Source organism: Agrobacterium sp. (genome assembly GCF_032092815.1).
Lineage (GTDB): Bacteria > Pseudomonadota > Alphaproteobacteria > Rhizobiales > Rhizobiaceae > Agrobacterium.
Genome location: NZ_DAMDBP010000022.1, coordinates 22,731 through 49,648, shown reverse-complemented (window position 1 = coordinate 49,648; position 26,918 = coordinate 22,731). Strand labels below are relative to the sequence as shown.

The 26,918-nt window shown below is 54.7% G+C and carries 19 protein-coding genes and 1 pseudogene; 18 read left to right on the top strand and 2 right to left on the bottom strand.

From position 1 onward, the window contains the following. Window positions 1-4: 4 nt before the first annotated feature. From RT613_RS14355 to RT613_RS14335, 5 genes are read left to right on the top strand one after another with little or no spacing between them, the layout of a single operon-like run. Window positions 5-256, top strand: a complete 252-nt coding sequence (locus RT613_RS14355; protein WP_313616338.1) for an acyl carrier protein — start codon at window positions 5-7, stop codon at window positions 254-256. Next, window positions 256-1,437 (top strand): acyl-CoA dehydrogenase family protein, encoded by a 1,182-nt coding sequence (locus RT613_RS14350; RefSeq protein WP_313616336.1) that lies wholly within the window; start codon window positions 256-258, stop codon window positions 1,435-1,437. Before RT613_RS14355 ends, RT613_RS14350 begins: the two co-directional genes overlap by 1 nt. Before the next feature lie 4 nt (window positions 1,438-1,441). Beyond that, the gene (locus RT613_RS14345; RefSeq protein ID WP_313616334.1) at window positions 1,442-2,350 is read left to right on the top strand and encodes an amino acid--[acyl-carrier-protein] ligase; all 909 of its coding nucleotides are present in this window, start codon (window positions 1,442-1,444) and stop codon (window positions 2,348-2,350) included. Between the two features lie 4 nt (window positions 2,351-2,354). After that, the gene (locus tag RT613_RS14340) at window positions 2,355-3,341 is read left to right on the top strand and encodes a DUF1839 family protein (protein WP_313616332.1); all 987 of its coding nucleotides are present in this window, start codon (window positions 2,355-2,357) and stop codon (window positions 3,339-3,341) included. Between the two features lie 23 nt (window positions 3,342-3,364). Then, window positions 3,365-5,809: a glycosyl hydrolase 2 galactose-binding domain-containing protein gene (locus RT613_RS14335; RefSeq protein WP_313616369.1), complete on the top strand. Its 2,445-nt coding sequence runs from the start codon at window positions 3,365-3,367 to the stop codon at window positions 5,807-5,809. Here the strand turns inward: RT613_RS14335 and RT613_RS14330 are convergent. Further along, window positions 5,806-7,608: an alpha/beta fold hydrolase gene (locus RT613_RS14330; RefSeq protein WP_313616330.1), complete on the bottom strand. Its 1,803-nt coding sequence runs from the start codon at window positions 7,606-7,608 to the stop codon at window positions 5,806-5,808. The genes RT613_RS14335 and RT613_RS14330 overlap by 4 nt on opposite strands. A gap of 341 nt (window positions 7,609-7,949) precedes the next feature. Here RT613_RS14330 and RT613_RS14325 point away from each other — a divergent pair, with 341 nt between their 5' ends. The 6 genes from RT613_RS14325 to RT613_RS14300 all read left to right on the top strand — a co-directional run bounded on the left by RT613_RS14325 (window position 7,950) and on the right by RT613_RS14300 (window position 16,132). Then, on the top strand, window positions 7,950-10,676 hold the full coding sequence (locus RT613_RS14325; protein ID WP_313616328.1) for an ABC transporter ATP-binding protein: 2,727 nt from the start codon (window positions 7,950-7,952) through the stop codon (window positions 10,674-10,676). Window positions 10,677-10,728: 52 nt separating this feature from the next. Next, on the top strand, window positions 10,729-11,184 hold the full coding sequence (locus RT613_RS14320) for a cyclic nucleotide-binding domain-containing protein (RefSeq protein WP_313616326.1): 456 nt from the start codon (window positions 10,729-10,731) through the stop codon (window positions 11,182-11,184). 248 nt (window positions 11,185-11,432) lie between these two features. After that, on the top strand, window positions 11,433-12,296 hold the full coding sequence (locus RT613_RS14315; protein ID WP_313616324.1) for an MBL fold metallo-hydrolase: 864 nt from the start codon (window positions 11,433-11,435) through the stop codon (window positions 12,294-12,296). A gap of 268 nt (window positions 12,297-12,564) precedes the next feature. Further along, the gene (locus tag RT613_RS14310) at window positions 12,565-14,280 is read left to right on the top strand and encodes an adenylate/guanylate cyclase domain-containing protein (RefSeq protein WP_313616322.1); all 1,716 of its coding nucleotides are present in this window, start codon (window positions 12,565-12,567) and stop codon (window positions 14,278-14,280) included. A gap of 15 nt (window positions 14,281-14,295) precedes the next feature. Continuing rightward, a complete protein-coding gene (locus RT613_RS14305) occupies window positions 14,296-15,411 on the top strand; it encodes a glycosyltransferase (RefSeq protein WP_313616320.1) in 1,116 nt (371 codons plus the stop codon). Continuing rightward, window positions 15,389-16,132, top strand: a complete 744-nt coding sequence (locus tag RT613_RS14300) for a polysaccharide deacetylase family protein (RefSeq protein ID WP_313616318.1) — start codon at window positions 15,389-15,391, stop codon at window positions 16,130-16,132. The genes RT613_RS14305 and RT613_RS14300 overlap by 23 nt, the downstream gene beginning before the upstream one ends. Here RT613_RS14300 and RT613_RS14295 read toward each other — a convergent pair. Continuing rightward, the gene (locus tag RT613_RS14295; protein WP_313616316.1) at window positions 16,124-17,086 is read right to left on the bottom strand and encodes a glycosyltransferase family 32 protein; all 963 of its coding nucleotides are present in this window, start codon (window positions 17,084-17,086) and stop codon (window positions 16,124-16,126) included. The two genes, RT613_RS14300 and RT613_RS14295, sit on opposite strands and share 9 nt — an antisense overlap. A 162-nt stretch (window positions 17,087-17,248) precedes the next feature. On the opposite strand from RT613_RS14295, the pseudogene RT613_RS14290 reads away from it, so the two are divergent. The 7 genes and pseudogenes from RT613_RS14290 (at window position 17,249) to RT613_RS14260 (ending at window position 26,910) form a co-directional block, all read left to right on the top strand. Further along, window positions 17,249-19,104 (top strand): annotated as a pseudogene (locus tag RT613_RS14290) (dipeptide ABC transporter ATP-binding protein). Beyond that, entirely contained in the window at window positions 19,104-21,005 is a 1,902-nt protein-coding gene (locus tag RT613_RS14285) for an ABC transporter substrate-binding protein (RefSeq protein WP_313616315.1), read from the top strand. Before RT613_RS14290 ends, RT613_RS14285 begins: the two are co-directional and overlap by 1 nt. A 2-nt stretch (window positions 21,006-21,007) precedes the next feature. Continuing rightward, window positions 21,008-22,006 carry an ABC transporter permease gene (locus tag RT613_RS14280; RefSeq protein ID WP_313616314.1) on the top strand — a complete coding sequence of 333 codons (999 nt, stop codon included), beginning with the start codon at window positions 21,008-21,010 and terminating at the stop codon, window positions 22,004-22,006. Continuing rightward, window positions 22,003-23,178 (top strand): ABC transporter permease, encoded by a 1,176-nt coding sequence (locus RT613_RS14275; RefSeq protein WP_313616312.1) that lies wholly within the window; start codon window positions 22,003-22,005, stop codon window positions 23,176-23,178. Before RT613_RS14280 ends, RT613_RS14275 begins: the two co-directional genes overlap by 4 nt. A 60-nt stretch (window positions 23,179-23,238) precedes the next feature. Further along, on the top strand, window positions 23,239-24,444 hold the full coding sequence (locus RT613_RS14270; protein WP_313616310.1) for a glycosyltransferase family protein: 1,206 nt from the start codon (window positions 23,239-23,241) through the stop codon (window positions 24,442-24,444). 64 nt (window positions 24,445-24,508) lie between these two features. Continuing rightward, window positions 24,509-25,756 (top strand): glycosyltransferase, encoded by a 1,248-nt coding sequence (locus RT613_RS14265; RefSeq protein WP_313616308.1) that lies wholly within the window; start codon window positions 24,509-24,511, stop codon window positions 25,754-25,756. Continuing rightward, window positions 25,753-26,910: a glycosyltransferase family protein gene (locus RT613_RS14260; RefSeq protein ID WP_313616306.1), complete on the top strand. Its 1,158-nt coding sequence runs from the start codon at window positions 25,753-25,755 to the stop codon at window positions 26,908-26,910. Before RT613_RS14265 ends, RT613_RS14260 begins: the two co-directional genes overlap by 4 nt. Window positions 26,911-26,918 lie beyond the last annotated feature (8 nt).

Sequence of the window (26,918 nt, the reverse complement as noted above, 5' to 3'; positions counted from 1 at the left end):
CGAGATGAATGCGAAGATCCGTGAAATACTGTCAAAGTTCGGCCAGCTGCCGGTTTCAGTCGATACGATTTCCGATGAAGCTGATCTTTATGCAGCCGGGCTTTCTTCTTTTGCGTCAGTGCAATTGATGCTTGGAATTGAAGAGGCATTCGATATCGAGTTCCCAGATAATCTTTTGAACCGTAAATCCTTTGCGAGCATCAAGGCTATCGAGGAAACGGTAACCCTCATTCTCAAGGATCAAGAGGCAGCCTGATGAACGTTTCTGTTGCCCTGCCGGAAACCGCGCTTGCAGCCCGGACTGCGCGGGTGGCAGTTATCGCGGCCAAACATGCAGATGCGGTTGACCAAGCCGGTCGTTTTCCCAAGGAGGCTGTTGATGCCCTGAAAGCCGAACGGCTTTTGGGTATCCAGGTGCCCGTTCATTTGGGCGGTGAAGGCGCTTCCCTTGAGCAAATCGCTGAAATCTGCTCGACATTGGGTCAGGCCTGCTCAGCCGTTGCGATGATTTTTGCCATGCACCAGATCAAGGCTTCGAGCCTTGTCGAGCATGGCGAAGAAAGTGAATGGCACACCGAATTCATGCGCCGTATTGCGGCAGAACAATTGCTGCTTGGTTCGGCAACCACCGAAGGCGGCATTGGCGGAAATCTGCGCAACTCCATTTGCGCTATTGAACGTGACGGCAGCACCTGCCGATTGGAAAAGGACGCCACCGTCATTTCTTACGGCAGTGATGCCGATGCAATTCTTGTTACATCCCGTGCGCACGCCGAAGCCAGCTCGTCCGATCAGGTGATGACTGTTTTCCTGCGCGACCAATATTCGCTGCAAAAGACCCATGTGTGGGACACGCTCGGCATGCGTGGCACATGTTCGGACGGTTTCCTGTTCAAGGCAGAAGCGCCGGCCGTCCAGATTTTTGCAAAACCATTTGCTGAAATCGCCGCCCAGTCCATGCTGGCAACCTCGCATTTGTTGTGGAGTGCCGTGTGGCACGGCATCGCTGCCGATGCGGTTGGCCGTGCGCAAAGTTTTGTGCGTGCAGCCGCACGCCGCTCTCCCGGCACAGTCCCGCCGGGTGCGGCTAGACTGGCAGAAGTCTCCAGCAAACTGCAAATGGTTCGCTCGAACGTCATTGCCGGTTTGAGAGCTTACGCCGAAACCAAAAAAGACCCTGACGCCCTGATGTCCATGGGCTTTGCGGTGACCATGAACAATGTGAAAATCTGCTCTTCAGAAACCATTCTCGACATCATCAACCATGCGCTGCTGATCTGCGGTATCATGGGGTACAAGAATGGCACGCCTTACAGCGTTGGACGGCATTTGCGTGATGCCCACTCCGCACAATTGATGATCTCGAACGATCGTATTCTTGGCAATACGGCAAACCTGCTGCTTGTTCACAAGCAAGACACCAGCCTGTTGGGATAAAGATATGGATATGCAAACCTCATTTCTGGACCGTCTTTTTGAGAAGGGCCTGCTGATTGATACGGGCGTTGACGGTCTTTACGGACGAAGCGGCCAGTTCGAGGATGTCATCACCGCGTTTGAACGCCTGATTGACCGCACCGGCGGCATCGATGGCGCAGAAGCCATCCGTTTTCCGCCTGGCATCAACCGCGCCCATTTCGAAAAAAGCGGCTACATGAAAAGCTTCCCGCAACTGGCAGGCACGGTTCATTCCTTCTGCGGCTGCGAACTCGATCATATCAGCCTGCTGAAGTGCATGGATGAGGGCGACGACTGGACCAAGGACCAGAAGGCAACCGAAATCGTGTTGACACCGGCGGCTTGCTATCCGCTTTATCCGACCATCGCCAAGCGCGGCGATCTACCTAGGGATGGCGGCCTTTACGATATTCAGTCCTACTGCTTCCGGCACGAACCCTCCAAGGACCCCGCCCGTCAGCAGCTGTTCCGCATGCGTGAATATGTTCGCATGGGCACTGAGAAGGACGTCACCGATTTCCGCCAGACCTGGATGGATCGCGGTGTGAAAATGATGGAAGCCGTTGGCCTGGACGTTGAAATCGACGTTGCCAACGATCCGTTCTTTGGCCGTGCTGGCAAGATGCTGGCCAACAACCAGCGTGACCAGAACCTGAAATTTGAACTGCTCATCCCGGTTACGTCGGCCGTCAACAAGACCGCCTGCATGAGCTTTAACTATCACCAGGATGCATTCGGCACCAAATGGGGTCTGAACCTCGACAATGGCGCGGTTGCACACACCGCATGCGTTGGCTTCGGGCTGGAGCGTATCGCGCTTGCCCTGTTTGCCAAACATGGTCTCGACGTGCAGCAATGGCCAGAATCGGTTCGTGAAACACTCTGGGGCTGATTGAATGACAAAGGTTTTCCCGGCCATCGATCCAGATAATTATGTCCAGCATGCGCTGCACGCCTCGGAGCGCATGTGGCCGGAAACCAATTGTTACGTTGACCTTTGGATCGAGGTTTTATCGGCCAGCGGCCTGCCACCAGAAGCCATGCTCGGTTTTACCCTGTCGCAGGATTTTGAGGGCGATCAGTTCACCTTTTTCAAGGTGCCGCTCGAAGACCTTGAGGCGCTCTACGGCATCCGCGTCACCGAACTTGCGATTTTCGACAATGTGGAAAATCACGTCCTGACCCAGATCGAGCGTGGCCGTCTTTGCCTGCTGGAAATGGATAGCTTCTACATGCCGGATACCCAAGGCGTGGGCTATGGGAAGGAGCATGGCAAAACCACTGTTGCGATCAACCGCATCGATGTAGAGAACCGCTCCATCGATTATTTCCACAATGCCGGTTTCTTCCGCCTTGAGGGCGATGATTTTTCCGGTCTGTTCCAGCATCATCTCGAAGAGGGAGCCGCACCGTTTCTCCCCTACACGGAATTTGCCAAATTTCCGGAGGCTCCCGTCTCGGAACGGCATATTCGCACGGCTGCAGAACGCCTGCTTCCGCAGCATTTCGCACGCCGTCCGTCACAAAATCCGGTCAGGGCTTTTGCCAAGGTTTTCCCTGCGCAGGTCGAAGCGATGGCTGATCGGCCTTTCGGCTTTTTCCATAAATATGCCTTCAACACCTTGCGTCAGCTTGGTGCCAATTTTGAACTGACCGCCAGCCACCTGATATGGCTGGGCGGCGAGCAACGCTTTGGACAGGCACAGCACCATGCGTTGCGTATTGCTGAAGTGGCCAAGACCGTACAGTTCCAGCTTGCCCGCGCCATAACCCGTCGTAAGTTTGATGCTTTGGCAACTGTGCTGGATCCAGCAGCCGAAGCATGGGATCTCCTGATGCAGGATCTGAAACAGTCCATCGGCAGTGCAAGCGAGGCAGCGTGACACCGCCCATCTTGCCAGACAGCATGCCGGAAATCCCACTGTCTGACGGCTGGACGCTGACAACATCTGCTGCAAATAGCTATTCCAAGCCATCAGATATTCCCTCGACCGAGAAGTCCGTTCCAGCCATGGTTCCCGGCACCGTGGCGGCCGCACTCGAAGCGGCAGGCCTGTTCGACCGAAACAATCCCCATCCGCTTGATATGCAGGATGCATGGTACAGGCTTGAGCTAAAAACTGACGAGCCGGCCAATATAACGCTGCATTTTGCAGGCCTTGCCACGATGGCCGAGGTGTTTTTGAACGATAGGTTGATCCTGTCGTCTGAAAGCATGTTTGAACGTCATGACGTTCCGGTTCACCTGACCGGCAATGACACGCTGGCGATCTGCTTTCGTGCCCTTGCGCCACATCTCGCCCGAAAAGGCCCGCGCGCCCGCTGGCGACCGCAGATGATGAACAATCAGGGTCTCCGCCTTATCAGAACCACGGCGCTTGGTTATATGCCCGGCTGGTGCCCCGAAATCCACGGCATTGGCCCCTGGCGCCCCATCAGCTACTCCCACACTCCACGCCACGATATTCAGTCGCTGAAAGTAGCTTCGACGCTGCTGGAGAACGGCGATGGGCTTCTGAAACTGTCATTCAAACTGGCAAATGCAGCCACAAATCTAACGCTAAGCTGCGGCAGCCACACCACGCAATTGCACTCAAACAGCGACGGTCTGGTTGAGGGGCAGCTTACCCTATCAGATGTTCAGCAATGGTGGCCGCACACCCATGGCGCGCCTGCCCTCTATGAGGTGGCACTGCATATTGATGGTGAGACCTATGCGCTTGGCCAGACCGGTTTCCGACGCATTGAGGTCGATCGCGGCTCCGACGGCAATGACTTTGCTCTCCTCATCAACGGCGAACGCATCTTCTGCCGCGGTGCCGTCTGGACCAATGCCGATATCGTCAAACTTCCCGCAGAACGGGCTGATTACGAACCCTGGCTGAAACTGGCAGCAGACGCTGGCATGAACATGATCCGCATCGGCGGAACCATGACTTACGAAACGCCTGACTTCTTCCAACTGTGCGACGAACTGGGTCTGATGATCTGGCAAGACTTGATGTTTGCCAATTTTGATTACCCGGCTAAAGACGAAGCCTTTTGTAATCATGTGCAAACAGAAATATCGCAGTTTCTGGATGGTGTGTGCCTGTCACCCTCACTAGTCGTGCTGTGCGGTGGCAGTGAAATGCATCAGCAAGGCGCCATGCTCGGCCTGCCGGAAAGCATCTGGAACGGGCCGTTGACGCAGGAAATATTGCCGGAACTATCCGCGACCCTGCGTCCCGATGTACCCTTCGTTGCCAATTCACCGAGCGGCGGTGCATTGCCATTTTACCCGAATGTCGGCATTGCCCATTATTACGGTGTTGGCGCCTATTGCCGACCGCTGGAAGATGCCAGACGTGTCAATGTACGGTTTGCCGCCGAATGTCTGGCATTTGCCAATGTACCCCAACAACAGACACTCGACCGCCATCTGTCTGTTCCAGCGGTTATCGATCCTGTGTGGAAAAATCGTGTACCTCGTGACCGCAGTGCATCCTGGGATTTCGAGGATATCCGCGAGCATTATCTGACCGCGCTTTATGGTTTTGAACCAGCCTGTCTGCGCCGTGAAGATCAGGCGCGTTACCTCGACTTTTCCCGTGCAGTGACTGCGGAGGTCATGGAGGCGACCTTTGGTGAGTGGCGTCGTGATGGCTCATCCTGCAACGGCGCGCTGGTCTGGACGCTGCAGGACCTCATTCCGGGTGCCGGTTGGGGAGTGATTGACGCTACCGGTGAACCCAAATCGGCGTGGTATGCTCTAAAGAGAGCATTTCGCCCGCTACAAGTGCTGTTGATCGACGAAGGCACCAATGGTCTGGATGTGCATCTGCTCAATGAAACAGCCGAAACTCAGAGTATCATCGTCGAACTGACCTGCCTGCGCGATGGTAGTCAGCCGGTGGTGAGCGCGAAACGTGCGGTTCATATTGATGCCAGACAGAAACTCACCATCGCAGCGACCGACCTGTTCGGTGCATTTTTTGACACCACCTATGCCTACCGTTTCGGCCCGCCATCCCACGACGTGACAGTGGCGCGCCTGCGCGACGCTGAAACTGACGACGTTCTGGCTGAGACGTTCCATTTTCCGCTCGGGCGGATTGAGGCCATGCACAACCCGACTATCGAAATGCATCTGCTGCGACATGAGAACGGCAACTGGTGCCTGAAACTGACAACGGATCGACTGGCGCAATCGGTGCATATCAAGGTCGATGGTTACAGGCCATCAGAGGACTGGTTCCATCTGGCGCCGGGCGCCGCCAAAACGATCGAACTCACGTCCAGGACGGCAGAAGACATTCTACCATCGGGTGAAATCACCACACTGTCCTCACGCCAGACGTTGCGGTTTTAATTCGTCGAAAGCGCCAATGTCCTGACCGTATCCAGATAGGTCTTTTGAGCATGGACCGGTGACAGATTGTGATCCGCATTCGGCATGAGCGAGAAGGATACGTTGGGATAGGCGGCAAGACCGCGCCCATTTACATCAAAATAATAGTTGAAGTGGTCAAGACCGGCATCATTCTCGCTGTAGAGAAGTGCCACTTTGGTATTCTGGGCCTTGAGTCCGTCAAAAGCCGCATAAACCGAACGACCAAACTCATCACGTGACCTGAACAGGCGAGCGGTTCTGACAGCAAGTCGTTTGCCAATTGCCTTGCCGATATTGATGCCGGCACTGCGCAAATCCACGTCTCCCTTGAGAATGCGGATGAAGGTGGCTCGGCTGAGCAATCTCTCGCGGTATTCACCAAAAGAGCGTGGTTTGTGATCCAGACTATCCTCGACCAGACGCCCCTTTTTCCAGCGGAAGCAATCCACATTGACAACAATGGCAGCCTTGATACGGCTGTCGGTGAGCGCGCTGCTGAAAGCCACGAAGGCACCACTGCATCGACCTGCTGCAACAACCGGGCCTCTGCCTCGCGCCTGCAGAAAATCGACCGCGTCGATCACATCGGCATTTTGCGATTCGTCATAAAGCACCTGTTGCGGAACACCCGGCACCGGAGGGCTGTCGGCAATATTGGCACCATCGAAACGCAGGGATGCGACGCCGTCCTTTGCCAATTCGCGCGCCATGCGCACGGTCAACCTTCCCCAACCGGAATGTCGGTCGTAGGCCGAACTGAGAAAAACAACCGTCGCACCTTTTGTCTGGCCCAATGGCTCGCAGATGACGCCGAACAGACGCCCACCGGCTCCGAACTGCACCGGTGTTTCTGCAAAATCGCCACCACGGAGCATCATTGTGCTCTGTACCGGAACCGAAGCATCCTGATGGGCGCTTTTTTCCGACCGCGCCTTTATCCAGCCAACAATTCTTTCGATGACATCATCCGGGATAATCGACAAGGTTGGCGAGGAAACCAGCGCGTCATAACCTGAAAACTCAAGACTATCCGTTGCGGCACCGAGGGATGCGAAATGCTGTTGCAAATCGGTTTCAGCAACCCGTTCTGGTCGCGTTACAAAAAGGCAATCGCCAGCGGGTGCTTTTTCGAGTTTGAGCAAATTCGCTTTTTTCAGCGCATCAGCAACACCATCAGGCATCAGAAGTCCGGCGATCGACCCAGCCTCCCTCAATCGTTGATCAGCTGGCAGTCCGAGACCATCGTCGATCATCGATGACCACATGGCCGTTTCACGCAGATAGTTCCGGCCGGAAACAACCGGTGCCATCATCACCAGCCCATCAACCTGACCGGCCGTTGACAAGGCCTCACAGGCAATAATGCAGCCCACGCCTTGCGCAATTACAACCAGCTTCTGGCAGGCCGACACATCGCGAAGGGTTCGTGCAGCTTCAATGAGGCTGTGGGTCCAGGCTTGGCCGCCGGTATCTTGAGGATCGACATCAAGCGAATCGCCTGTCCCTGGATAATCAAAACGCAGGCTCGCGATGCCTGCAGCGGACAGATGTTCCGCCATCACCCGCTGGAACTTGCGGGTGCAGAGTTCCTCCATGCCCCAAGGGCTGACGAACAGCACAGCCGTGTCACTGCGGTTGCTGTCAGCAGAAGCATGGAAAATGCCAGCGCAATTGGAAAATACGACAGGTTTGGCAGAATAGGGAACAGACAATTCAGTCTTCGCCGCTTTATCGAAGTCGTCTATCTGATCTGTTCCGATCTGCGAGGTTTCCGCCATTCAGCCATACCGCCCATGATATTCAGTCTTAGTCGCCAAGCATGCCGCAAATAGCTTAAATATTAACACCTTTTACAGTGCACTTTTTAAGAAACAAGCTCTGCGAACTGAGTGTGGCCGCGTGACAAAGTCCTTGTTTACAGAAATGTGAACCGCAACCCGGTTGTTGTTCATCCATATCAATCATAGTTCACACGGCATCGATGAGCGCTCTGGCAAATCAGTTACTCAGAACCTATCTTCCCAAAGAAACAAAACATGCAAGTACGCAAGGATGGCTTTGACGCCAACCGAGGCATAAATTATAGTCACCTTCATTCCGACAGGGCATTTAAGCATATATGGAAAAAAGCCTCGCCCGCTATATCTGGACACACACCAGGCGGCAGCAACTCTGGATTTTGTTCATCGTCGCCCTGTCGATGATTCCCTACTTCCTGTCCTTCGACCTGCCAAAGCAGATCGTCAACGGTCCCATTCAGGGTGATGGCTTTGAAGGCGTCAACGCCACCCAGCTGTTCATGCATCTGGATATCGACATTCCCTACTGGGGAAATGTGACGCTTTTTCCGGGCATAGAACTTGAGCGAATGATGACCCTGATGGGTCTGAGTTTTACATTCCTTATTCTGGTCATCATCAACGGCCTGTTCAAATATTACATCAATACCTACAAGGGGCGCCTCGGCGAGCGCCTATTGCGCCGCATCCGTTTTGACTTGATCGACCGTATCCTGCGTTTTCCGCCATCTCACTTCAAGCGCGTGAAAGGCTCGGAAATCTCGAGCATGGTGAAGGACGAAGTGGAGCCGCTCGGCGGATTTACCGGTGACGCCTTCGTCCAACCGGCGCTGCTTGGCGGCCAGGCATTTTCAGCACTGTTCTTCATTCTGGTGCAGAACCTATGGCTCGGGCTGATTGCCGCCTTCATGGCCGCAATACAGGTCGGCATCATTCCCAAGATGCGCCGCCGTTTGATCGATCTCGGCCGTCAGAGGCAATTAAGCGCTCGTCTATTGGCCGGTCGCATTGGTGAAATCGTTGACGGTATCGGCACTATTCACGCCTATGACACATCGAATTATGAGCGCGCTGACGCTGCCAATCGCCTTGGCGAGATTTTCAAGATTCGCTACGATTTGTACCAGTGGAAGTTCCTGGTCAAATTCATCAACAATTTTCTGGCCCAGCTCACTCCGTTTTTCTTTTATGCCATCGGTGGCTACCTCACTCTTAAAGGCAGCCTGGACGTCGGTCAGCTTGTCGCGGTCATCAACGCCTACAAGGAACTGCCAGGACCGTTGAAGGAACTGATCGATTGGGATCAGGCCCGTCAGGACGTTCAGGTCAAATATGAACAGGTCATTGAGCAGTTCGATTCCCCGAACATGCTGCAACCGGAAATCCAGGCAGTTTCGCTCACCGCCGCATCGGCGCTGACGGCCGCCATTACCATCGACAAGCTGGTACTGGATGACGACAGCGGCGCGCGTATTCTGGAACCGACATCGCTGCGATTGGAGCATGGTGAAAAGATCGCAATCGTTGGCGGCACCGCCGCAGAGGCACTTGCGGAAGCGTTGGGCCGTGTCATTCGCCCGGCCAGCGGCAAGATTTGCGTTGCCTCCGACGATATCCTCGACATACCGGAATCAACGACCGGCCGACGCATTTCCTATGTGTCTCCAGATACCTATTTTTTCCACGGCAGCTTGAAGGACAATCTGCTTTACGGCCTGAAACATGCGCCATTGAAGCCGAAGTCCTATGTAGGCAAGGAAGCCGACAGCCGCAAATGGGAAATTCTTGAAGCAAAACTGGCCGGCAATACCGACATGGACCTGCGTGGCGACTGGCTTGATTACGAATCCACACCAAGTGGCAGTGACAAGCCCGGCAGCCTCGCCCACGATATTTTCACTGTTCTCGAAACTGTACAGCTGTCGTCCGACATTTTCGAATTTGCTCTCCGCTCATCGATCGACCCATTGTCAGATCTGCATCTAGCGGCCCGGATTGTCGAGATGCGGCTGGCATTGCGTGGTGAACTCGAGAAAGAGAACCTCAGCAACATCATCGTGCCTTTTGAGCTGGAAAGCTACAACACCGAAGCAACGGTGGGTGAGAACCTTCTGTTTGGCACCATGCGCGACACGTCGCTGACGGGCCGCACCATTATTGAGAGCGATTATTTCCGCAAGTTGATGATCGAGACAGGGCTTTCGCAGACCCTGTTTAAAATGGGCTATGAAATCGCCGAAAACCTCATTGAAATCTTTGGTGATTTGCCAGGAGACCATCCTTTCTTCCAGCAGGTCACCTTCCTGACGCCTGAGGAGATTCCGGGCTATCAGCAGATCTTGCAGCGGTTGCAAAACCTAGGCGAGGATCGCTATGCTGCGGCAACGGACGCCGAAAAACGTGCGATGCTGCGTCTCAGCTTCTTCTACATCGAACCGCGCCATCGTTTTGGCTTGCTGACGCCTGATCTGATGAAACAGATCGTTGAGGTGCGTCACCAGTTTCATGATGGTTTGCCGGACGACTTGCGCAACCTCATTGAACTTTACGACCCTGATCGCTATCTAAGCTCTACAAGCCTGCTGGAAAACATCCTGTTTGGAAAGATCAGTCATCGTCACACAGATGCTTCCAGACGTATTCGCGGCATCGTCGCCAACGTCCTGCATGATCAGGGACTTTACGAGCGCGTTCTGGCAGTTGGCTTGAGCTTTAACGTTGGTGCAGGTGGTAAACGTTTGTCTCCGCTGCAAAGACAGAAACTCAATCTGGCCCGCGCGCTGATACGACGTTCCGACTACTACATTTTCAATCGCCCGCTTCCCGGCCTCGATCATCGCCTGCAGGAAGCAATCGTTGAAAGTGTCATGACCTTCCTGCATCGTGAGGACGACAAGCCTGGCATCGTCTGGGTGTTGTCAAATGTCTCGCTGACACGCATGTTTGATCGGGTGATTGTCTTCAATCAAGGCTCGTTGGCTGCGGATGGAACATACGAGACTCTGAACGAAGAAAACGTTATATTCCAGAAGATGGTGGCGACATAGCCCGCGTGCCGGTCCTTAAGGACTGGCCGTCAGAACCGGATAGGACAAGGCAATGCTGTTCAAAGATGAAATACAGATGCTGCGGCGTGTTCCGTTTTTTTCGGAAATGGAACCATCCAAGCTGAAGCTTCTCGCCTTTTCATCAGACCGTGTCACCTACATGGCTGGCGAGGATTTGTTTCGCCAGGGCGATATGGGTGACGCCGCTTACGTGCTGTTGACCGGTAAGGTTGACGTGTTGGTGGATTCACCATCGGGTCAGATCAAGCTGGCTGAAATGAGCGGCAATGCCATCGTGGGTGAAATCGCCATCCTGTGCGATGGCGTCAGAACGGCAACGGTGCGTGCATCAACCTCGGTTGAAGCCCTGCGCATTGGCAAGGAACAGTTCTTTAAGCTGATGTCTGACTTCCCTGATATAACCATCAAGGTCATGCGTGTTCTTGCAGAACGCCTTACCAGCACAACGACAGAACTGAGCAAGGCAAGGGCACGGCTTGAACACTAAGCATTCCAGGCGCGATTGACCGAATCTTGGCCGGTAATTTTAGATCGCACTTGAAATCAGGCAGAAAATGGTCGGAACAACTAAAAAGGAAGAATATTTTCTGTTGTAATAAAACTGAAATGCTGACTGAATTAAGAAGCAGCATATCAACCGCAGGCATCTGACAGAATGACTTGAAGATGCATGTGCGGCACGGTGCCATTGGAGTGCGAGAGCATCATCGGAGCCGTGGTGAGTAGAGGTGGATCATGGTAGCGAGTTCCGGCGATGCAAGTCGGGAAAAGAGTGCAGACTTATTCCGTGTGAAAATATGGGGTGCTCGAGGCACCTTGCCCGTATCCGGCGAGAACTTTTCCAAATATGGCGGCAATACCATCTGCATCGAGGTTCGTTGCGGAGAACATGTTCTCATTTTTGATGCGGGTTCCGGCATCATGCCTGCAGGCATGTCGCTCAAGGCCGAGGGCGTCTCCGACATCAACCTGTTTTTCACCCACTGTCACTACGACCACATTGTCGGTTTTCCCTACTTCAAGCCGTTCTTCAATCAGGCCAACAAGGTCGCCATCTGGTCCGGCCACATGGCCGGCATCAAGACCACGCGACAGATGCTCAACGAGTTCATGAGCCCACCGTGGTTCCCGGCACCGCTTGACATATGCTGCGCCAAGATCGACCCGCAGGATTTCAAAGCTGGCGACACACTTTCGGTTCGCCCCGGCCTCAGCATCAAAACCGGCATGCTCAACCATCCCGGCAATGCCATCGGTTACCGGATCGATTGGGCTGGACGGTCAATGGCAATTATCACCGATACCGAACACACGCCGGGTATCAACGACCCTGATGTGCTTGAGCTTATCAAGAACACAGATCTGTTTCTTTACGATTGCTCTTTCACCGATGATGAAATGCAGCAGTTCAAGGGGTATGGCCACTCGTCCTGGCAGCAGGCAATCCGGCTTGCCAAACTCGCAAACGCTTCGCGCGTCGGCTTCATCCATCATTCGCCATGGCGCAGTGACGAGGATCTAGACAAGATCGACGCACAAGCGCGGCTTGAATTCAACGGTGCATTTGCTGCACTCGATGGCCAGACCATTGAACTCTAAGCATTTTTAATGCCAATCATGTGATGGGACGTGATGCAGATTTGGCAGGTTTGAAACGTGCCTGCTGTTTTTTTGCCACCATGATTTCACTATGCTGTTTCCCGCGGCTCATGTTCGAGGCGCACGCAATGCTGTTTGCTATTCAACACCATCAGTCATACTCTCTTTAGGAAGTCGGCATCTTTGGGCAACGAACGGCAACCGAAACATCAGGAATATTCTGCTCCCGCCATGACCCAAAAGACCGTTTATCATCGGGCAATAGCAGATGAACTCCGATAATCTTCCTGCGTCGCTACAACTGCAAAAACTGCGCCTGCTCAGCGGGCTGATCATGTTCTCTTTTTTGAGCATGCATTTGCTCAACCATGCACTGGGCCTGATTTCCATAGAAACGGCAGAGCATGGAAAACGCTGGTTCTCGGTTGTCTGGATGAACCCCTTCAGCCTCAGCCTCTTTTATGGCGCGGTCCTGATCCATGTGCTGCTTGTCCTGAATGCGCTTTATAAACGTAGAACCCTGAACATGCCGATGCGTGAGGCTGTGCAGCTGGTATTCGGGCTGCTCATTCCTCTGCTGATCATTGAACATGCGGCAAGTCTGAGATTTTCCAGCATGCTTTATGACATTCCGGTCACCTATGAAAACGTCATCCGGCGGTTATGGATCAACGCCCCGGTCGCCGGCATGCGCCAGAGCGTTGCTGTTATCGTGATCTGGATACATGGATGTATCGGTCTGTTTTTCTGGCTGCGTTACCGTTCATGGTATCCACGTTTTGGCGGATACTTTCTAGCCATTGCGGTCCTGGTTCCGGTTATGGCGCTGCTCGGTTTCAGCAGTGCCGGCCGCGAGCTGGAAAGCGCCAACAGCTATAAGATGCTGCCCAATCCGATTATCGCGGCACCGAATGAATTGCATCGTCCGGACCAGCGTCAGGCGACCATCGATAACAATATCAATACCATCGTAAAAACCATCCAACTGACATTTATCGGCATGGTTGGTACGGTGTTTTTGCTGCGTGGCGCCCGGACCCTGCGCCAGAAATCAACCTTGATCGACGTTCATTACGAGCATGGTGCAACGGTCCGCGTTCCCAAAGAGATGACGCTGCTGGAGGCAAGCCGCCTGAACGGCGTCGCGCATTATTCTGTCTGCGGTGGACGCGGGCGCTGTTCCACCTGTCGCGTACGTATTCTCGACAGTGACGGCCCATTACCGCCGCCAAGCGACATAGAGCGGGCTACCCTCCACCGTATCCATGCCGATGAAGACATCAGGCTGGGCTGTCAGTTACGCCCGCAGTCCAACCTTCGTGTGGCATTACTTTTATCGCAGAACCACCAGCAGACGACACCGGCAGAAAACGAACCGATCCGGCCTGGCCGGGAAGAGGAAATTGCAGTTCTGTTCTGTGATCTGCGCAATTTCACGACGCTGACGGAAGCACGTCTGCCTTATGACATCGTGTTTCTGCTCAACCGTTATTTTGCCATTGTCGGGCAGGCAATCGAACAATCCGGTGGCAGGCTGGACAAATTTATCGGCGATGGTGCCATGGCGCTGTTCGGGCTTGATGGCAGTTCAGCCACCGCCTGCCGGGATGCCATGCGAGCAGCAGCAACCATCGTACAGGAAATCGACCGTCTGAACGAGGAACTGGAAAAAGAATTTTCAGTGCATCTTCGCGTTGCCATCGGTGTTCATACCGGCCCGTCGATTGTCGGCGTCATGGGATATGGCCAGGCAAAATCGCTGACTGCCATCGGTGACACGGTCAATGTTGCCAGCCGACTGGAAAGTGTGGCCAAGGAATTGAACACCACTATTGTCGTGTCGGAACCGGCAATCATCCAGTCCGGCGTCAACATCAAGGATCTGCAAAAACGCGACATCAAGGTACGCGGCAGGTCGTCGCCAATGCGAGTTTATGTTATCTCGGAAACTGAAAGCACCCGCTTCCTGGCCGTCCCGGCATAACGTTCGTATCAAGCCATGAAAATTGCCTTTTATGCCCCGCTTAAATCTCCCGATCACCCTGTGCCCTCAGGTGACAGGCTGATGGCGCGCCTCTTAATGCAGGCAATGACGATGGCAGGTCACGAGGTCGAGGTTGCCTCGCCGTTGCGCAGTTTCCTCAAAAACCCTGACGATCCGGCTTACCAGACCATAAAGCGCGATGCACAGCAGGAAATTGACCGCCTACAGCACGACTGGCAAGAAAACGGCAAACCGGATATCTGGTTCTGCTACCACCCTTATTACAAGGCACCAGATCTGATTGGCCCTGCTTTATGCAGGGAATTCAGTGTGGCCTATGTGTCGTCAGAGGCGTCCTATTCCAACCGGCGCAACATCGGTCATTGGGCAGAAAATCAACACCATCTGCTCGAAAGCATCAACGCCGCCACAGTCAATCTCTGCTTCACCAGACGCGACCATGACGGACTGCTGGCGGCGGCAGCAGGTGCGAAGCTGGAGATGTTTCCACCCTTCATAGACCCTGCAATCTTTCTCGCTCCCCCCCCAGACCCGACCCCTTACCGGCTGGCAACGGTCGCCATGATGCGATCCGGTGACAAGCTGGATAGTTACGTCGCCCTTGCCAAGGCCTTGGCGAAGCTGCCGGCAGATTTACCATGGACGCTGGATATCGTTGGTGATGGACCTGAACGTCAAACCGTCGAAGCATTGTTCACCGACATCACACCCCAACGCGTCCTATGGCATGGTCAAAAAGTTCAGCAGGAAATCGCGCAGATTCTGTCCAAAGCCGCTCTTTACCTCTGGCCCGGCCATGGCGAAGCCTATGGTCTGGCCTATCTCGAGGCACAGGCCGCCGGGCTTCCTGTGATCGCCGAACACACCGCCGGTGTTCCGGAAGTGGTTCAACACGGCAAAACCGGCCTGTTAACCCCGGCGGGAGATAGTGATGCCTATGCTCTGGCAATCGAACAGCTGCTGCGCAACGACAATGAAAGACAGGCCATGGCACTGAATGCCCGGCAATTCGTGCAGCATGAGCGCTCACTGACAAAAGCCAGCCAGTGCCTCAACACCATTCTTTCGAGCAATATTGGAACGAGCCATGACCGCCATTTCACTTCGTGAAACACTGGATGAAATCGCGGATAATGGCAGAACCGTCGATCTTTGGCTGCGTGATGATGATGCGGTTGAGCCAACGTCAGCGCTTGAGCAACTGGTTCGCCTGACCAAAGATCACGCCATCCCCCTGACATTGGCGGTCATACCCGAACATACCGGCCAACCGCTGGCAAACTATCTCAGCCCCTTTGACCACATTGATGTTGCGGTTCATGGCTGGTCGCATCGCAATCATGCACCCCGACATGAAAAGAAACGGGAGCTTGGGTTGCATCGGCCCAAAGAGGTCGTGCTTGCAGAACTCAGACATGGCTTTGAGAAGCTGGAAAAGCTCTATCCGAACCAGTTCATATCCATGCTGGTACCACCATGGAACCGCATCGATGATGCCATCATTGCCGGATTGCCCGATATCGGTTACCAGACTTTGTCCGTGTATGGCCGTGAAAAACCGGCAAGCCTGCCATGCCTCAACACCCATGTTGACCTGATGGATTGGCATGGCACCGGCGGCGGGCGCCTGCACGATAGTCTGTTTGATGACATGGCAACGCGCTTCAGGTCAGAAACCCGTGGTGACGCCACAACCGGCATCTTGACCCATCATCTCGTACATGACGACAATGCCTGGACATTTCTGGAAAGACTGTTTGAATTGACTGCCGACCATCCTGCCTGCCGGTGGCGTAGCGCAAGAAGCCAAATGACTGCTCTGTCACCATGATTTCCAGGCGATAAGCAGACCGGCACCGTCAGAGCCAAGTGTCGCGCGCATGGCCAGCACCTCATCCAGCGGCGCCTTATCGGCCAAATTACCGGCAACAAAGCCAGCATCGGCCAGACAAATAGATCCAGCACGAGCAACGACGGTAAACAGCAACGGCCCCGTTGCCCACCATGCCGGTGCGCGCGGCATATCCTTCAACACCACAGGAATGGCAGACAACATGCGGCCAAACACCGGATGATTTGCTGGCGCGGCAATAAACGAATTGGCGAGCAACACGCTGCCGCTGCCTGTCTGACGTGGCACCTCTTCGGCAAAGGCAGTCAAACCCGAAAGCGGCAATACGTCGTGGAAGCTCTCGTCATCACGCGCCGGATACCAGTCACAATCGAGATAAATGCCGCCAAGGTGCTCGAGAATGATGTAACGGGCCACGTCGACCGCGCCGGGATAATCCCCGCGGTGCAACATGTTGGCAAACACCGCATTGCCGGTAATGCCTTCCCGTTCAAGATCAGCTTCCCGCCACAGCCTGTAGTCATAACCATGCTTGGCAGCATGGGCACGCCATGCATCGATACTGACAGGCGGATCCTTCGGTCCGATCCAGATCTGATGAATGATACGTGGCACCGGTTGCCGGTTGGCGTTGCTCAGGGCGCGTCTTTCGGTTCCGCTAAAGACGCCAAAGGGTGTAAGAACGGCGGGCGCAGGAACAAGTGTATATTGATACCCCACCCGCCGCAGCGTGTCCTTTTCCACCTTCGCCTGTCGCAGCAAGGCAGCATGCAGCCTACGTGGCAGACCGAGCACGGTCTGTGGCCCCATCAAGCCATGATGTGGTTCTTCCTGCAACCGGGTGAGCAAGGACCGTGACTCATCAAGTCGGTTTTCCTTTTGAAGCTGTCTGATGTCGGCGAGCAAAGCGTCGTAATATGTCTTGTCCGCCATCTTTCCTGTGGTCCCATTCAAACGCGGATGCAGCGTCAGCACTCTTTTGCCCATACGCAAGCATAGACAGACCCATGCCCCTGCGATAACGTGACTGTAACATCCTGATTACCCATTCGTATTACAGGTAAACAAAAGGATCGAGACAGGGAACCCATTGGCATGAAAACAGGCGTCGATTTGCTGCGCGTTGAAAATGTGCGCGTCTCGTTTTCGTTGATGGGTGGAACCATAAATGCGGTTCGCGATGTCAGCCTGCGCATACTGCCGGGAAAAGTAACGGCGCTGGTTGGTGAATCCGGCTCAGGAAAATCTGTTCTCGGCCAGACCATCATGGGCCTGCATCCAAGGACGGCCAGCACCAGCGGCCGTATCCTGTTCAATGACATTGAAAAATCGGCGAGCCCGGTCGATCTGTTATCCCTGCCCAAGGATGGGCCGGAAATGCGATCCATTCGCGGCAATCGTATCGGCCTGGTTTTTCAGGAGCCGATGACCTCTTTTTCACCCCTGCATACGATCAGCAACCAGATCGATGAGGCTCTGAGAATTCACACCACGCTCTCCCCGAAGGAGCGTTATGAAACACTGCTCGACACCCTTGATCTGGTTGGTTTTTCCAATCCGGCCAAGGTTTGCAACATGTATCCGTTCGAATTATCGGGTGGCATGCGGCAACGTGCGATGATTGCCATGGCATTGATCTGCCGCCCTGCATTGCTGATTGCCGATGAACCGACAACTGCACTCGACGTGACGATCCAGGCGCAAATTCTCAAACTGCTGCGCGACCTTCAGGCTCGCCTCAACATGAGCATGCTGCTGATCACCCATGATCTCGGAGTTGTAGCGAATATCGCCGATGAAGTTGCAGTGATCTATCAGGGCGAAATCATGGAGGCCGGGCCGGTCAACGAAATTTTCCGCTCGCCCTCGCACCCCTATCTCAAGGGGTTGATGGCAGCTGTGCCGCATTTTGACATGAAACCCGGCGAACGCCTCAAGGCGCTGCGTGATGTCACGGTCGACAAACACAGCCTGATTGGACGCAGCACCACGAAAGAACAGAAAAAGGACGGTGCCCTGCTGTCGGTCGATAGCATTGGAAAGTCTTTCACCATTCGCAAAGCAGGATGGTTCGACAAGGGGGCTGCCACCAAGACCCTCGCAGTGGACAATGTCAGTTTTGAAATTCGCCGTGGCGAATGCCTTGGCCTAGTCGGCGAAAGCGGCAGCGGCAAAACCACTGTCAGTAAAATTCTGATGAGGGCAGTCAAGCCCGATGCCGGCAGCGTCACCTTCCACAATGACGGCGGGGATATTGATGTCCTCAGCGCCACCGGTGACGATCTCAAGACATTGCGCACCAAGATCCAGATGGTGTTTCAGGACCCTGTGTCTTCACTTTCGCCACGCATGACTGTCGGCACCGGGGCAACGCGTCCACCCGCAAGGAGGCGGTGCGTGCGCTGTTAAAGGCAATCGGCCTTGGAGACAGCGCCCTCAACCGTTACCCGCACAGTTTTTCCGGCGGACAGCGCCAGCGCATTGGCATTGCCCGTGCTTTGGCGCTTGGACCGGAACTGTTAATCTGCGACGAACCAGTTTCGGCCCTTGATGTGTCAGTACAGGCACAAATCCTCAACCTGCTCAAGGATCTGCAACAGGATCTGGGGCTGACCTATCTGTTCATCTCCCACAACCTCGCCGTCGTCGATTACATGGCCGACCGTGTGGCAGTGATGTGCGACGGCCGCATCGTGGAAATTGCTCCTCGTGAAATATTGATGCAGAACCCGGTTCATCCCTACACAAAAGCATTGTTGACGGCAGTTCCATTCCCGGATCTTGATCGCCCACTGGATTATGCCAAACTTGGCAAGTCGGGGATAACAAACCATGCAAACTGGGGCCGTCAGTTCCAGGCCGAAGAGAGCAACAGCCTCGCACCTGCCGATCTCGGCAATGGCCATATTGTTCTTGCCAACCGCAATGTCGACGTGAAGGAGTTGCGGTGATGATTACCAGACGCACCACCTTGATGCTTCTTGCCTCGGCTCTTGTTCCAGCCACGGTCCGTGCCGCGCTGGTTGAGCCGGAAAGCCTCAAGGCCAAAGTTCAGGCCGGAGAACTGCCTGACATTGCCACCCGGTTGCCGAAAAATCCGCGTGTCGTTGACCTGAAGGCCCTTGGCCGCACACCAGGCAAACATGGCGGTTCCGTCCGGATGCTGATTGGCGGACAGCGCGACACCCGCCTCATGCCGATCAATGCCTATGCCAGGCTCGTCGGTTACGACGAAAAATTCAATTTCCAGCCGGACATTCTCGAAAGTTACGACATTGCCGAGGAGCGCATCTTTACGCTGCGTCTACGCGAAGGCCATAAATGGTCAGATGGCAGTGAGTTCACCACCGAAGATTTTCGCTATTTCTGGGAAGATGTGGCCCTCAACAAGGAAATCCACAAGGGTGGCCCGCCCATCGACCTCAAGGTCTATGATCAGCCGCCAATCGTCGAAATCATCGACAAGCTAACCGTTCGTTATACCTGGCAGGGTCCAAACCCGGACTTTCTGACCAAGTTGGCGGCCCCCTCTCCGGCAAGGCTGTTTTTGCCGGCTGCCTACATGAAGCAGTTCCACATCAAGTATCAGACACCAGAAAAACTGGCGGCACTGATCAAAAAAAACAAGGTTGATGACTGGAGTGGCCTGCACATCAAGATGTCGCGCCAGAACCGCCCGGAGAACCCTGATCTGCCGACGCTTGATGCGTGGCGTCCCCTGACGGCACCGCCAGCCGAACAATTTGTTTTCGAACGCAACCCCTATTACCACAGGATCGATGAAAACGGCCTGCAACTGCCCTATCTCGACCGTTTTGTCCTCAACGTGACATCGTCGGAAATCATCGCGGCGAAAACCGCGTCAGGCGACAGCGATCTGCAATTGCTTGGCCTTGATTTCTCCGATTACACCTTCCTGAAGGATGCAGAGAAACGTTATCCGCTCAAGGTCAATCTGTGGAAACGCACCCAAGGCTCCCGCATCGCCCTGCTGCCAAACCTGACCTGTGGCGACACTGAGTGGCGCGCGCTGCTTCAGGATGTACGAGTGCGGCGGGCGTTGTCGATTGCAATCAACCGCCATGAAATCAATATGGCCTGTTTTTACGGTCTTGGGACGGAAAGCGCCGATACGGTGCTGCCGGAAAGTCCTCTGTACAAACCGGAATTTGCCCATGCCTGGGCACAGTTTGATCCGCAGGCGGCGGAAGCGCTGCTTGATGAGGCTGGCCTCACCCAGAAAAACTCATCCGGCATTCGCCTGCTTCCCGATGGTCGCCCGGCGCACATTGTCGTGGAATCGTCAGGCGAAAGCACGCTTGAAACCGATGTCATGGAACTGGTGACCGATCACTGGCGCAATGTCGGCATTTCGCTGTCTGTCCGTGTCACCCAGCGCGACGTGTTCCGCAGCCGCGCCATGGGCGGTGAAGTCACCATGGCCGTGTGGATGGGCATGGACAATGGCATCCCGACAGCAAACATGCTGCCATCAGGCCTTGCACCAACAGATACCGACCAGTTGCAGTGGCCTTTGTGGGGCGTGCACTATCTCTCGGGCGGACGTGAAGGCAAGGCGCCCGACCTGCCAGAAGTGGCCGAGTTGCTGCAACTGCTCAAGCAGTGGCGCAACAGCACAACGCTTGAAGATCGTACTGCCATCTGGCACCAGATGTTGTCGATTTATTCGCAGCAGGTGTTTTCAATCGGCACGGTCAACGGCGCATTACAGCCGCTTGTACATTCATCGCGCCTGAACAACGTTCCGCCAAAGGGCCTGTTTGGGTACGATCCGACGTCCTACCTTGGTGTCTATATGCCCGATACATTCTGGTACGGGGAAGGGGCATAAACATGCTGCGCTATATTCTTGGCCGCATCCTGGTCATGATCCCGACTCTGATCCTGATTTCCATGCTGGTGTTCACCATCATTGAACTGCCACCCGGCGACTATTTCGAAAGTTATGTCGCGGAAGTTCGCGCCATGGGCGAATCCGCCGACATGGCCGAAATCGAAGAACTACGTATTCGCTATGGTTTCGACCAACCGGCTCCTATCCGCTATCTGCGTTGGGTCTCGGGCATGCTGGTTGGCGATTTCGGTTATTCCTTCGAATATCAGCTGCCGGTCAGCGATGTGGTTGGCGACCGCCTGTGGCTGACCGTTCTGGTTTCTTTCGTCACCATCATTGTCACCTGGCTGATTGCATTTCCAATCGGTATCTACTCTGCCACCCACAAATACAGCTGGGGTGATTACGGACTGACATTCCTTGGCCTTCTCGGCATCGCCATCCCCAACTTCATGCTGGCGCTGATCCTGATGTATTTCGCCAATATCTGGTTCGGCACATCCATCGGCCACCTGATGGACCGTGAATATCTCGGCCAGGCAATGAGTTGGGCAAAGTTCAAGTCGATCCTCGAACATCTGTGGATCCCCGTTCTCATCATCGGCACGGCTGGTACGGCTGGCATGATCCGCCGACTACGTGCCAACCTTCTGGACGAATTGCAGAAGCAATATGTGGTGACGGCACGTGCCAAGGGGCTGCATCCATTCCGTGTTCTCACCAAATATCCGCTGCGCATGGCCCTCAACTTCTTCATTTCCGATATCGGCTCGATCTTGCCGTCGATCATATCAGGCGCGGAAATCACCGCCGTCGTGCTGTCGCTCGAAACAACCGGCCCCATGCTGATCAAGGCCCTGCAAAGCCAGGACATGTATCTGGCAGGCTCATTCCTGATGTTCCTGGCATTCCTGACCGTGATCGGCGTGCTGGTGTCGGATATTGCATTGGCAATTCTCGATCCGCGAATTCGTCTGGGCGGAGGGAGCCATAAATGAGCGCGCCTATTCCCGGTCCCGGCGAACCCTTGCCGCATTATGTCTCGACAGCGCCATTCGATCCCTATCTGGTCGAACCCAACACCAGTGGTATGGCGGGCATAGCCAGGGCATCGCAATTCAAATTGATGTGGTGGCAGTTCAAGCAGCACAAGCTGGCACTGTTTTCTGGAATCTTCCTGCTGGTGGCCTATTTTGCCATCGTCATTGCCGAGTTTTTGGCGCCCTATAATCTGCACACCCGCAACGTTGAGCAGATTTACGCACCACCACAAAGCGTACACCTTTTCCATAATGGCGAGTTCATTGGCCCGTTTGTTTACGGCCGCACCATGTCGCTGGAAATGGAAGATCTGAGACGCGTTTATACCGACAACCCCAATGATATTCAGCCGCTTCGGTTCTTTTGTCGCGGTGACAGTTACCGTTTTTGGGGACTGTTTGAATCAAACACCCATCTCGTCTGCCCGGCAGAAAATGGACAATTCTTCTTTCTTGGCACGGATCGTCTGGGTCGTGACGTGTTATCACGCATAATTTACGGCGCGCGGATTTCGCTCACCATCGGCCTTTTCGGCGTGACCATGAGCTTCATTCTGGGCATCGTCATCGGTGGACTTGCCGGTTATCGCGGTGGCATGTTCGATCTCATCGTTCAGCGCATCATCGAGGTTTTGCAATCCATTCCAAGCATTCCACTGTGGCTGGCACTCGCCGCCATCATGCCGGTCACCTGGAGCCCGATCCTCGTTTATCTCGGTATTACAGTCATTCTGGGCATGCTGGACTGGACGGGGCTTGCACGCGCGGTGCGCTCGAAACTGCTTGCACTGCGTGAAGAAGACTATGTTCTGGCGGCCCAGTTGATGGGGGCAAGTACGCGCCGCATCATTGGCCTGCACCTCATTCCGGGCTTCATGTCGCATCTCATTGCCTCGGCAACCCTGACGATACCCGGCATGATTCTCGGCGAAACTGCCCTGAGCTTCCTGGGCCTTGGCCTGCGCCCTCCGATCACAAGTTGGGGAATTCTGCTCACTGAAGCGCGCAGTGTCAGCGTTATTGCATTATATCCATGGCTACTGCTACCAACAGTGCCGGTTGTCCTTGTGATACTGGCTTTCAATTTTCTGGGTGACGGACTACGAGATGCTGCAGATCCATTCAAATAAGCAAAAGCCGGTCTCCCGGCATCTCACCATCATCTGTTCAAACACCGCGAGGCATTATCAGTGACATCCCGTTTGAACGATGCACGTATCCTGATGTACAGTCATGATACGTTCGGTCTGGGCCATCTGCGCCGCTGCCGCACCATTGCCCATGCGTTGGTTGAAGACTATCGCGGCCTGAACGTGCTGATCATATCAGGCGCAACCATTGCCGGCGCGTTCGATTATCGTGCTCGCGTCGATTTCGTCAAAATCCCCAGCATCATCAAACTGCGCAATGGTGAGTATACCTCGCTTGATCGTCATATTGATCTTCAGGATACGTTGAAGATGCGCCGGTCTATCATTCGTCATACGGCGGAGAGCTTTCAGCCGGATATCTTCATCGTTGACAAGGAGCCGATGGGCCTACGCGGTGAGATCGAAGAAACGCTCGCGTATCTGAAATCGCAAGGCACACGTCTGGTCATCGGCCTGCGCGACGTCATGGATGCACCACAGCTTCTTGATGCCGAATGGCAGCGCAATGATGTGATGAACAAGATCGCCAAGTTCTACGACAATGTCTGGGTCTATGGCTCGCCGGACTTCCATGATCCGCTCGAAGGGCTGGATGTGCCGCAAGTCGTACGCAACCGCATGGAGTTTGTGGGCTTCCTGCAGCGCCAGCAGACGCAGAGCGAAACCTCCAATGTTCGCCCCAAGGAAGATTATATTCTGGTGACCACAGGCGGTGGTGGAGACGGCAGCGAACTCATCGACGATGTGATCAATGCCTATGCCTATGACAAGACGCTGACCCATAAGGCATTTGTGGTGCTTGGCCCCTACATGCCGGCCGAGCAACGGGAACGGCTGCTGAACAAGGCAGCACCCATACCCCACCTGGAAATCATCCAGTTCGATAACCGCATGGAAGATCTTGTTGCTGGCGCAAAAGCTGTCGTCTCGATGGGTGGCTACAACACGGTCTGCGAAATCTTTTCATTCGACAAACCGGCCCTCATCGTGCCGCGCGTTGTACCGCGCGAGGAACAGTTGATACGCGCCAGCCGCGCCAAGGAACTGGGCCTGCTGGACATGCTGTTGCCGGAAGAAGCGGAAAACCCGCAACATATGGCAGAGGCGTTGAAGGCCTTGCCACATCGCCAGCCACCATCCGCAAACTCCCAGAACCTGCAACTCGACGGTTTGCAGAACATTTCCCGCAGAATTGCCGAATGGCTGCATCCGGAAGATATCAACGCTGCCAAGGCAACCGGCTAAGCATCGCCTAAAAGCCTCACGGCTGCCATGGCCTCCCCAATTAAACCGAAGAGAATGTAAGAGTTTGAGCGACAGCAAAAAAATCGTCGTCCTTTTGAAGGGGTATCCGCGGCTTTCCGAAACCTTTATTGCCCAGGAATTGCTTGGGTTGGAGAAGTCCGGGCTGGCGCTTGAACTGGTTGCGATGCGCCGCCCAACTGATAAGAAGCGGCACCCTGTTCACGATGAAATCAAGGCTCCGGTGTCCTACTTGCCGGAATATCTGCATGAGGAACCAATACGAGTTCTAAAGGCGCTGTGGGCCTGTCGCAAACGTCCGGGCTTTGGCAAGGCTTTCAAACGCTTTCTGTGCGATTTGCGCCATGACTTTAACCGCAACCGCGTTCGTCGGTTCGGGCAAGCTGCGGTGCTAGCGACAGAATGGCCTGATAACGGTGGATGGCTGCACGTGCATTTCATCCATACACCGGCTTCTGTAGGGGCTTATACCCACCTTTTGACCGGCACCCCCTGGACCATTTCTGCCCATGCCAAGGATATCTGGACATCGAGCGACCGTGACCTCTCTCGAAAACTGGACAGTGCTCGCTGGGCAGTAACCTGCACCGCCAGCGGTTACGAACATCTGCGCAATCTTGCTGCCGACAAGGGCTCGGTTCATTTGAGTTATCACGGGTTGGACCTTACCCGTTTTCCGCATTTTGATGCCGAGCGTCCGATCAATGACGGCTCCGACCCTGAACACCCGATCACCGTCTTGAGTGTCGGCCGTGCCGTGGAGAAAAAAGGGATCGACATTCTGCTCAAGGCGCTCGCTGCCTTGCCACCTACCCTGCACTGGCAACTGGTGCATATTGGTGGTGGCGAGAAGCTGGAAAGCCTCAAAACCCTTTCAAGCTCCCTGGGTCTGACAGACAAGGTGACCTGGAAAGGCGCCATGGATCAGAAGGAAGTTCTCGACCATTACCGAAAAGCCGATCTGTTTGCGCTTGCCTGCCGCATCACGCAAGATGGTGACCGCGATGGCCTGCCCAATGTGCTGGTGGAGGCTGCAAGCCAGAAACTGGCCTGTCTTTCCACCAACATTTCAGGCATCCCGGAGTTCTTCGTGTCTGGTGAAAACGGGTTACTGACCAATCAGGAAGATGTCTCGGCTTTTACCACGGCACTGCAAACCTTGATTACCGACCCCGCCTTGCGTGCACGACTTGGTGCGTCCGCCGAGCAGAAGGTCCGCACCGCATTCGACAACAATACCAGCATTGCCCATCTCAAAAGCCTGTTTGAACAAGAATGGGAAAAAGACGCATGACCACCGAAGCCGAACAGACTGGACCTCGCGTTTTATTCTACGTGCAGCATCTGCTCGGCATCGGCCACATTGCCCGTGCAAGTCGGGTCGCGAATGCCATGCAGCGTGAGGGGTTCGATGTCACGCTGGTAACAGGTGGCTTGCCAGTCCCCGGTTTTCCGGCAGAGGGACTGAAACATGTGGCCTTGCCGCCGATAGCCGTTGGCGACAGCGGTTTTTCCGGTCTGGTCGATATCAACGGCAAGGTTGTCGATGACAGCTTCAAGCAACTGCGCACCACGCTGCTCTTGAACACATTCGAAGAGGTGAAGCCGGATATCGTTGTCATCGAGGCCTTCCCATTCGGTCGGCGGCAGGTACGGTTTGAACTGTTGCCACTGCTACAAGCCATCGAACAGTCACGACCACGTCCACTGCTGATGACCTCTCTGCGCGACATCTTGCAGGAACGCAACAAACCGGGCCGCGACGAAGAAACGATCGAACTGGTGAAGAAGCACTTCGACACCATTCTGGTGCATGGCGACCCAAATTTCGTCCGCCTTGAAGACACTTTCCCGCTCGCCAACGAGATTGCCGCACGTGTGGTTTATACCGGTCTTGTTGCACCGGAACCTCCTCCAGCACCATCAGAGCAATATGATATTGTCGTGTCAGCGGGCGGCGGTGCCGTTGGTGCGGAACTCATCAAAAGCGCGCTTGAGGCATCAAATATCGTTGATGATGTCAACAGCTGGTGCCTGATAACAGGCCCGAACATGCCGCAGGCTGATTTCGACGCCATTTCCGCTGAGGCAAATGACAAGGTTTCGGTTTTCCGATTCCGCAAGGATTTCCCAAGCCTGCTTTCAGCAGCCAGACTGTCCGTCTCTCAGGCCGGATACAACACGGTGTGCGATATCATTCGCGCCAAATGCCGCTCGCTTCTGATCCCCTTTGCTGTCGGTGGAGAAACCGAACAGAGCGCGCGCGCCGAGCGATTGGAAAAATTGCAGCTCGCCAAGGTGTTGCCGGAAAACGAAATCTCTGGCCCTGCTATGGCCCAGGCGATCCGGCAGGCACTTGCACTGCCCTCACCGGAAACACACAGCCTCGATCTGAATGGCGCGGAAGGCACGGCCAGAATTCTGCGTCAGCTCTATCAATCACGATAGAGACCAGG

Excerpts from the sequence above, each read along its gene's own strand:
- RT613_RS14355 (WP_313616338.1), top strand. The coding sequence starts at position 5 with ATGAATGCGAAGATCCGTGAAATACTGTCAAAGTTCGGCCAGCTGCCG.
- RT613_RS14350 (WP_313616336.1), top strand. The coding sequence starts at position 256 with ATGAACGTTTCTGTTGCCCTGCCGGAAACCGCGCTTGCAGCCCGGACT.
- RT613_RS14345 (WP_313616334.1), top strand. The coding sequence starts at position 1,442 with ATGGATATGCAAACCTCATTTCTGGACCGTCTTTTTGAGAAGGGCCTG.
- RT613_RS14340 (WP_313616332.1), top strand. The coding sequence starts at position 2,355 with ATGACAAAGGTTTTCCCGGCCATCGATCCAGATAATTATGTCCAGCAT.
- RT613_RS14335 (WP_313616369.1), top strand. The coding sequence starts at position 3,365 with ATGCCGGAAATCCCACTGTCTGACGGCTGGACGCTGACAACATCTGCT.
- RT613_RS14330 (WP_313616330.1), bottom strand. The coding sequence starts at position 7,608 with ATGGCGGAAACCTCGCAGATCGGAACAGATCAGATAGACGACTTCGAT.
- RT613_RS14325 (WP_313616328.1), top strand. The coding sequence starts at position 7,950 with ATGGAAAAAAGCCTCGCCCGCTATATCTGGACACACACCAGGCGGCAG.
- RT613_RS14320 (WP_313616326.1), top strand. The coding sequence starts at position 10,729 with ATGCTGTTCAAAGATGAAATACAGATGCTGCGGCGTGTTCCGTTTTTT.
- RT613_RS14315 (WP_313616324.1), top strand. The coding sequence starts at position 11,433 with ATGGTAGCGAGTTCCGGCGATGCAAGTCGGGAAAAGAGTGCAGACTTA.
- RT613_RS14310 (WP_313616322.1), top strand. The coding sequence starts at position 12,565 with ATGAACTCCGATAATCTTCCTGCGTCGCTACAACTGCAAAAACTGCGC.
- RT613_RS14305 (WP_313616320.1), top strand. The coding sequence starts at position 14,296 with ATGAAAATTGCCTTTTATGCCCCGCTTAAATCTCCCGATCACCCTGTG.
- RT613_RS14300 (WP_313616318.1), top strand. The coding sequence starts at position 15,389 with ATGACCGCCATTTCACTTCGTGAAACACTGGATGAAATCGCGGATAAT.
- RT613_RS14295 (WP_313616316.1), bottom strand. The coding sequence starts at position 17,086 with ATGGCGGACAAGACATATTACGACGCTTTGCTCGCCGACATCAGACAG.
- RT613_RS14285 (WP_313616315.1), top strand. The coding sequence starts at position 19,104 with ATGATTACCAGACGCACCACCTTGATGCTTCTTGCCTCGGCTCTTGTT.
- RT613_RS14280 (WP_313616314.1), top strand. The coding sequence starts at position 21,008 with ATGCTGCGCTATATTCTTGGCCGCATCCTGGTCATGATCCCGACTCTG.
- RT613_RS14275 (WP_313616312.1), top strand. The coding sequence starts at position 22,003 with ATGAGCGCGCCTATTCCCGGTCCCGGCGAACCCTTGCCGCATTATGTC.
- RT613_RS14260 (WP_313616306.1), top strand. The coding sequence starts at position 25,753 with ATGACCACCGAAGCCGAACAGACTGGACCTCGCGTTTTATTCTACGTG.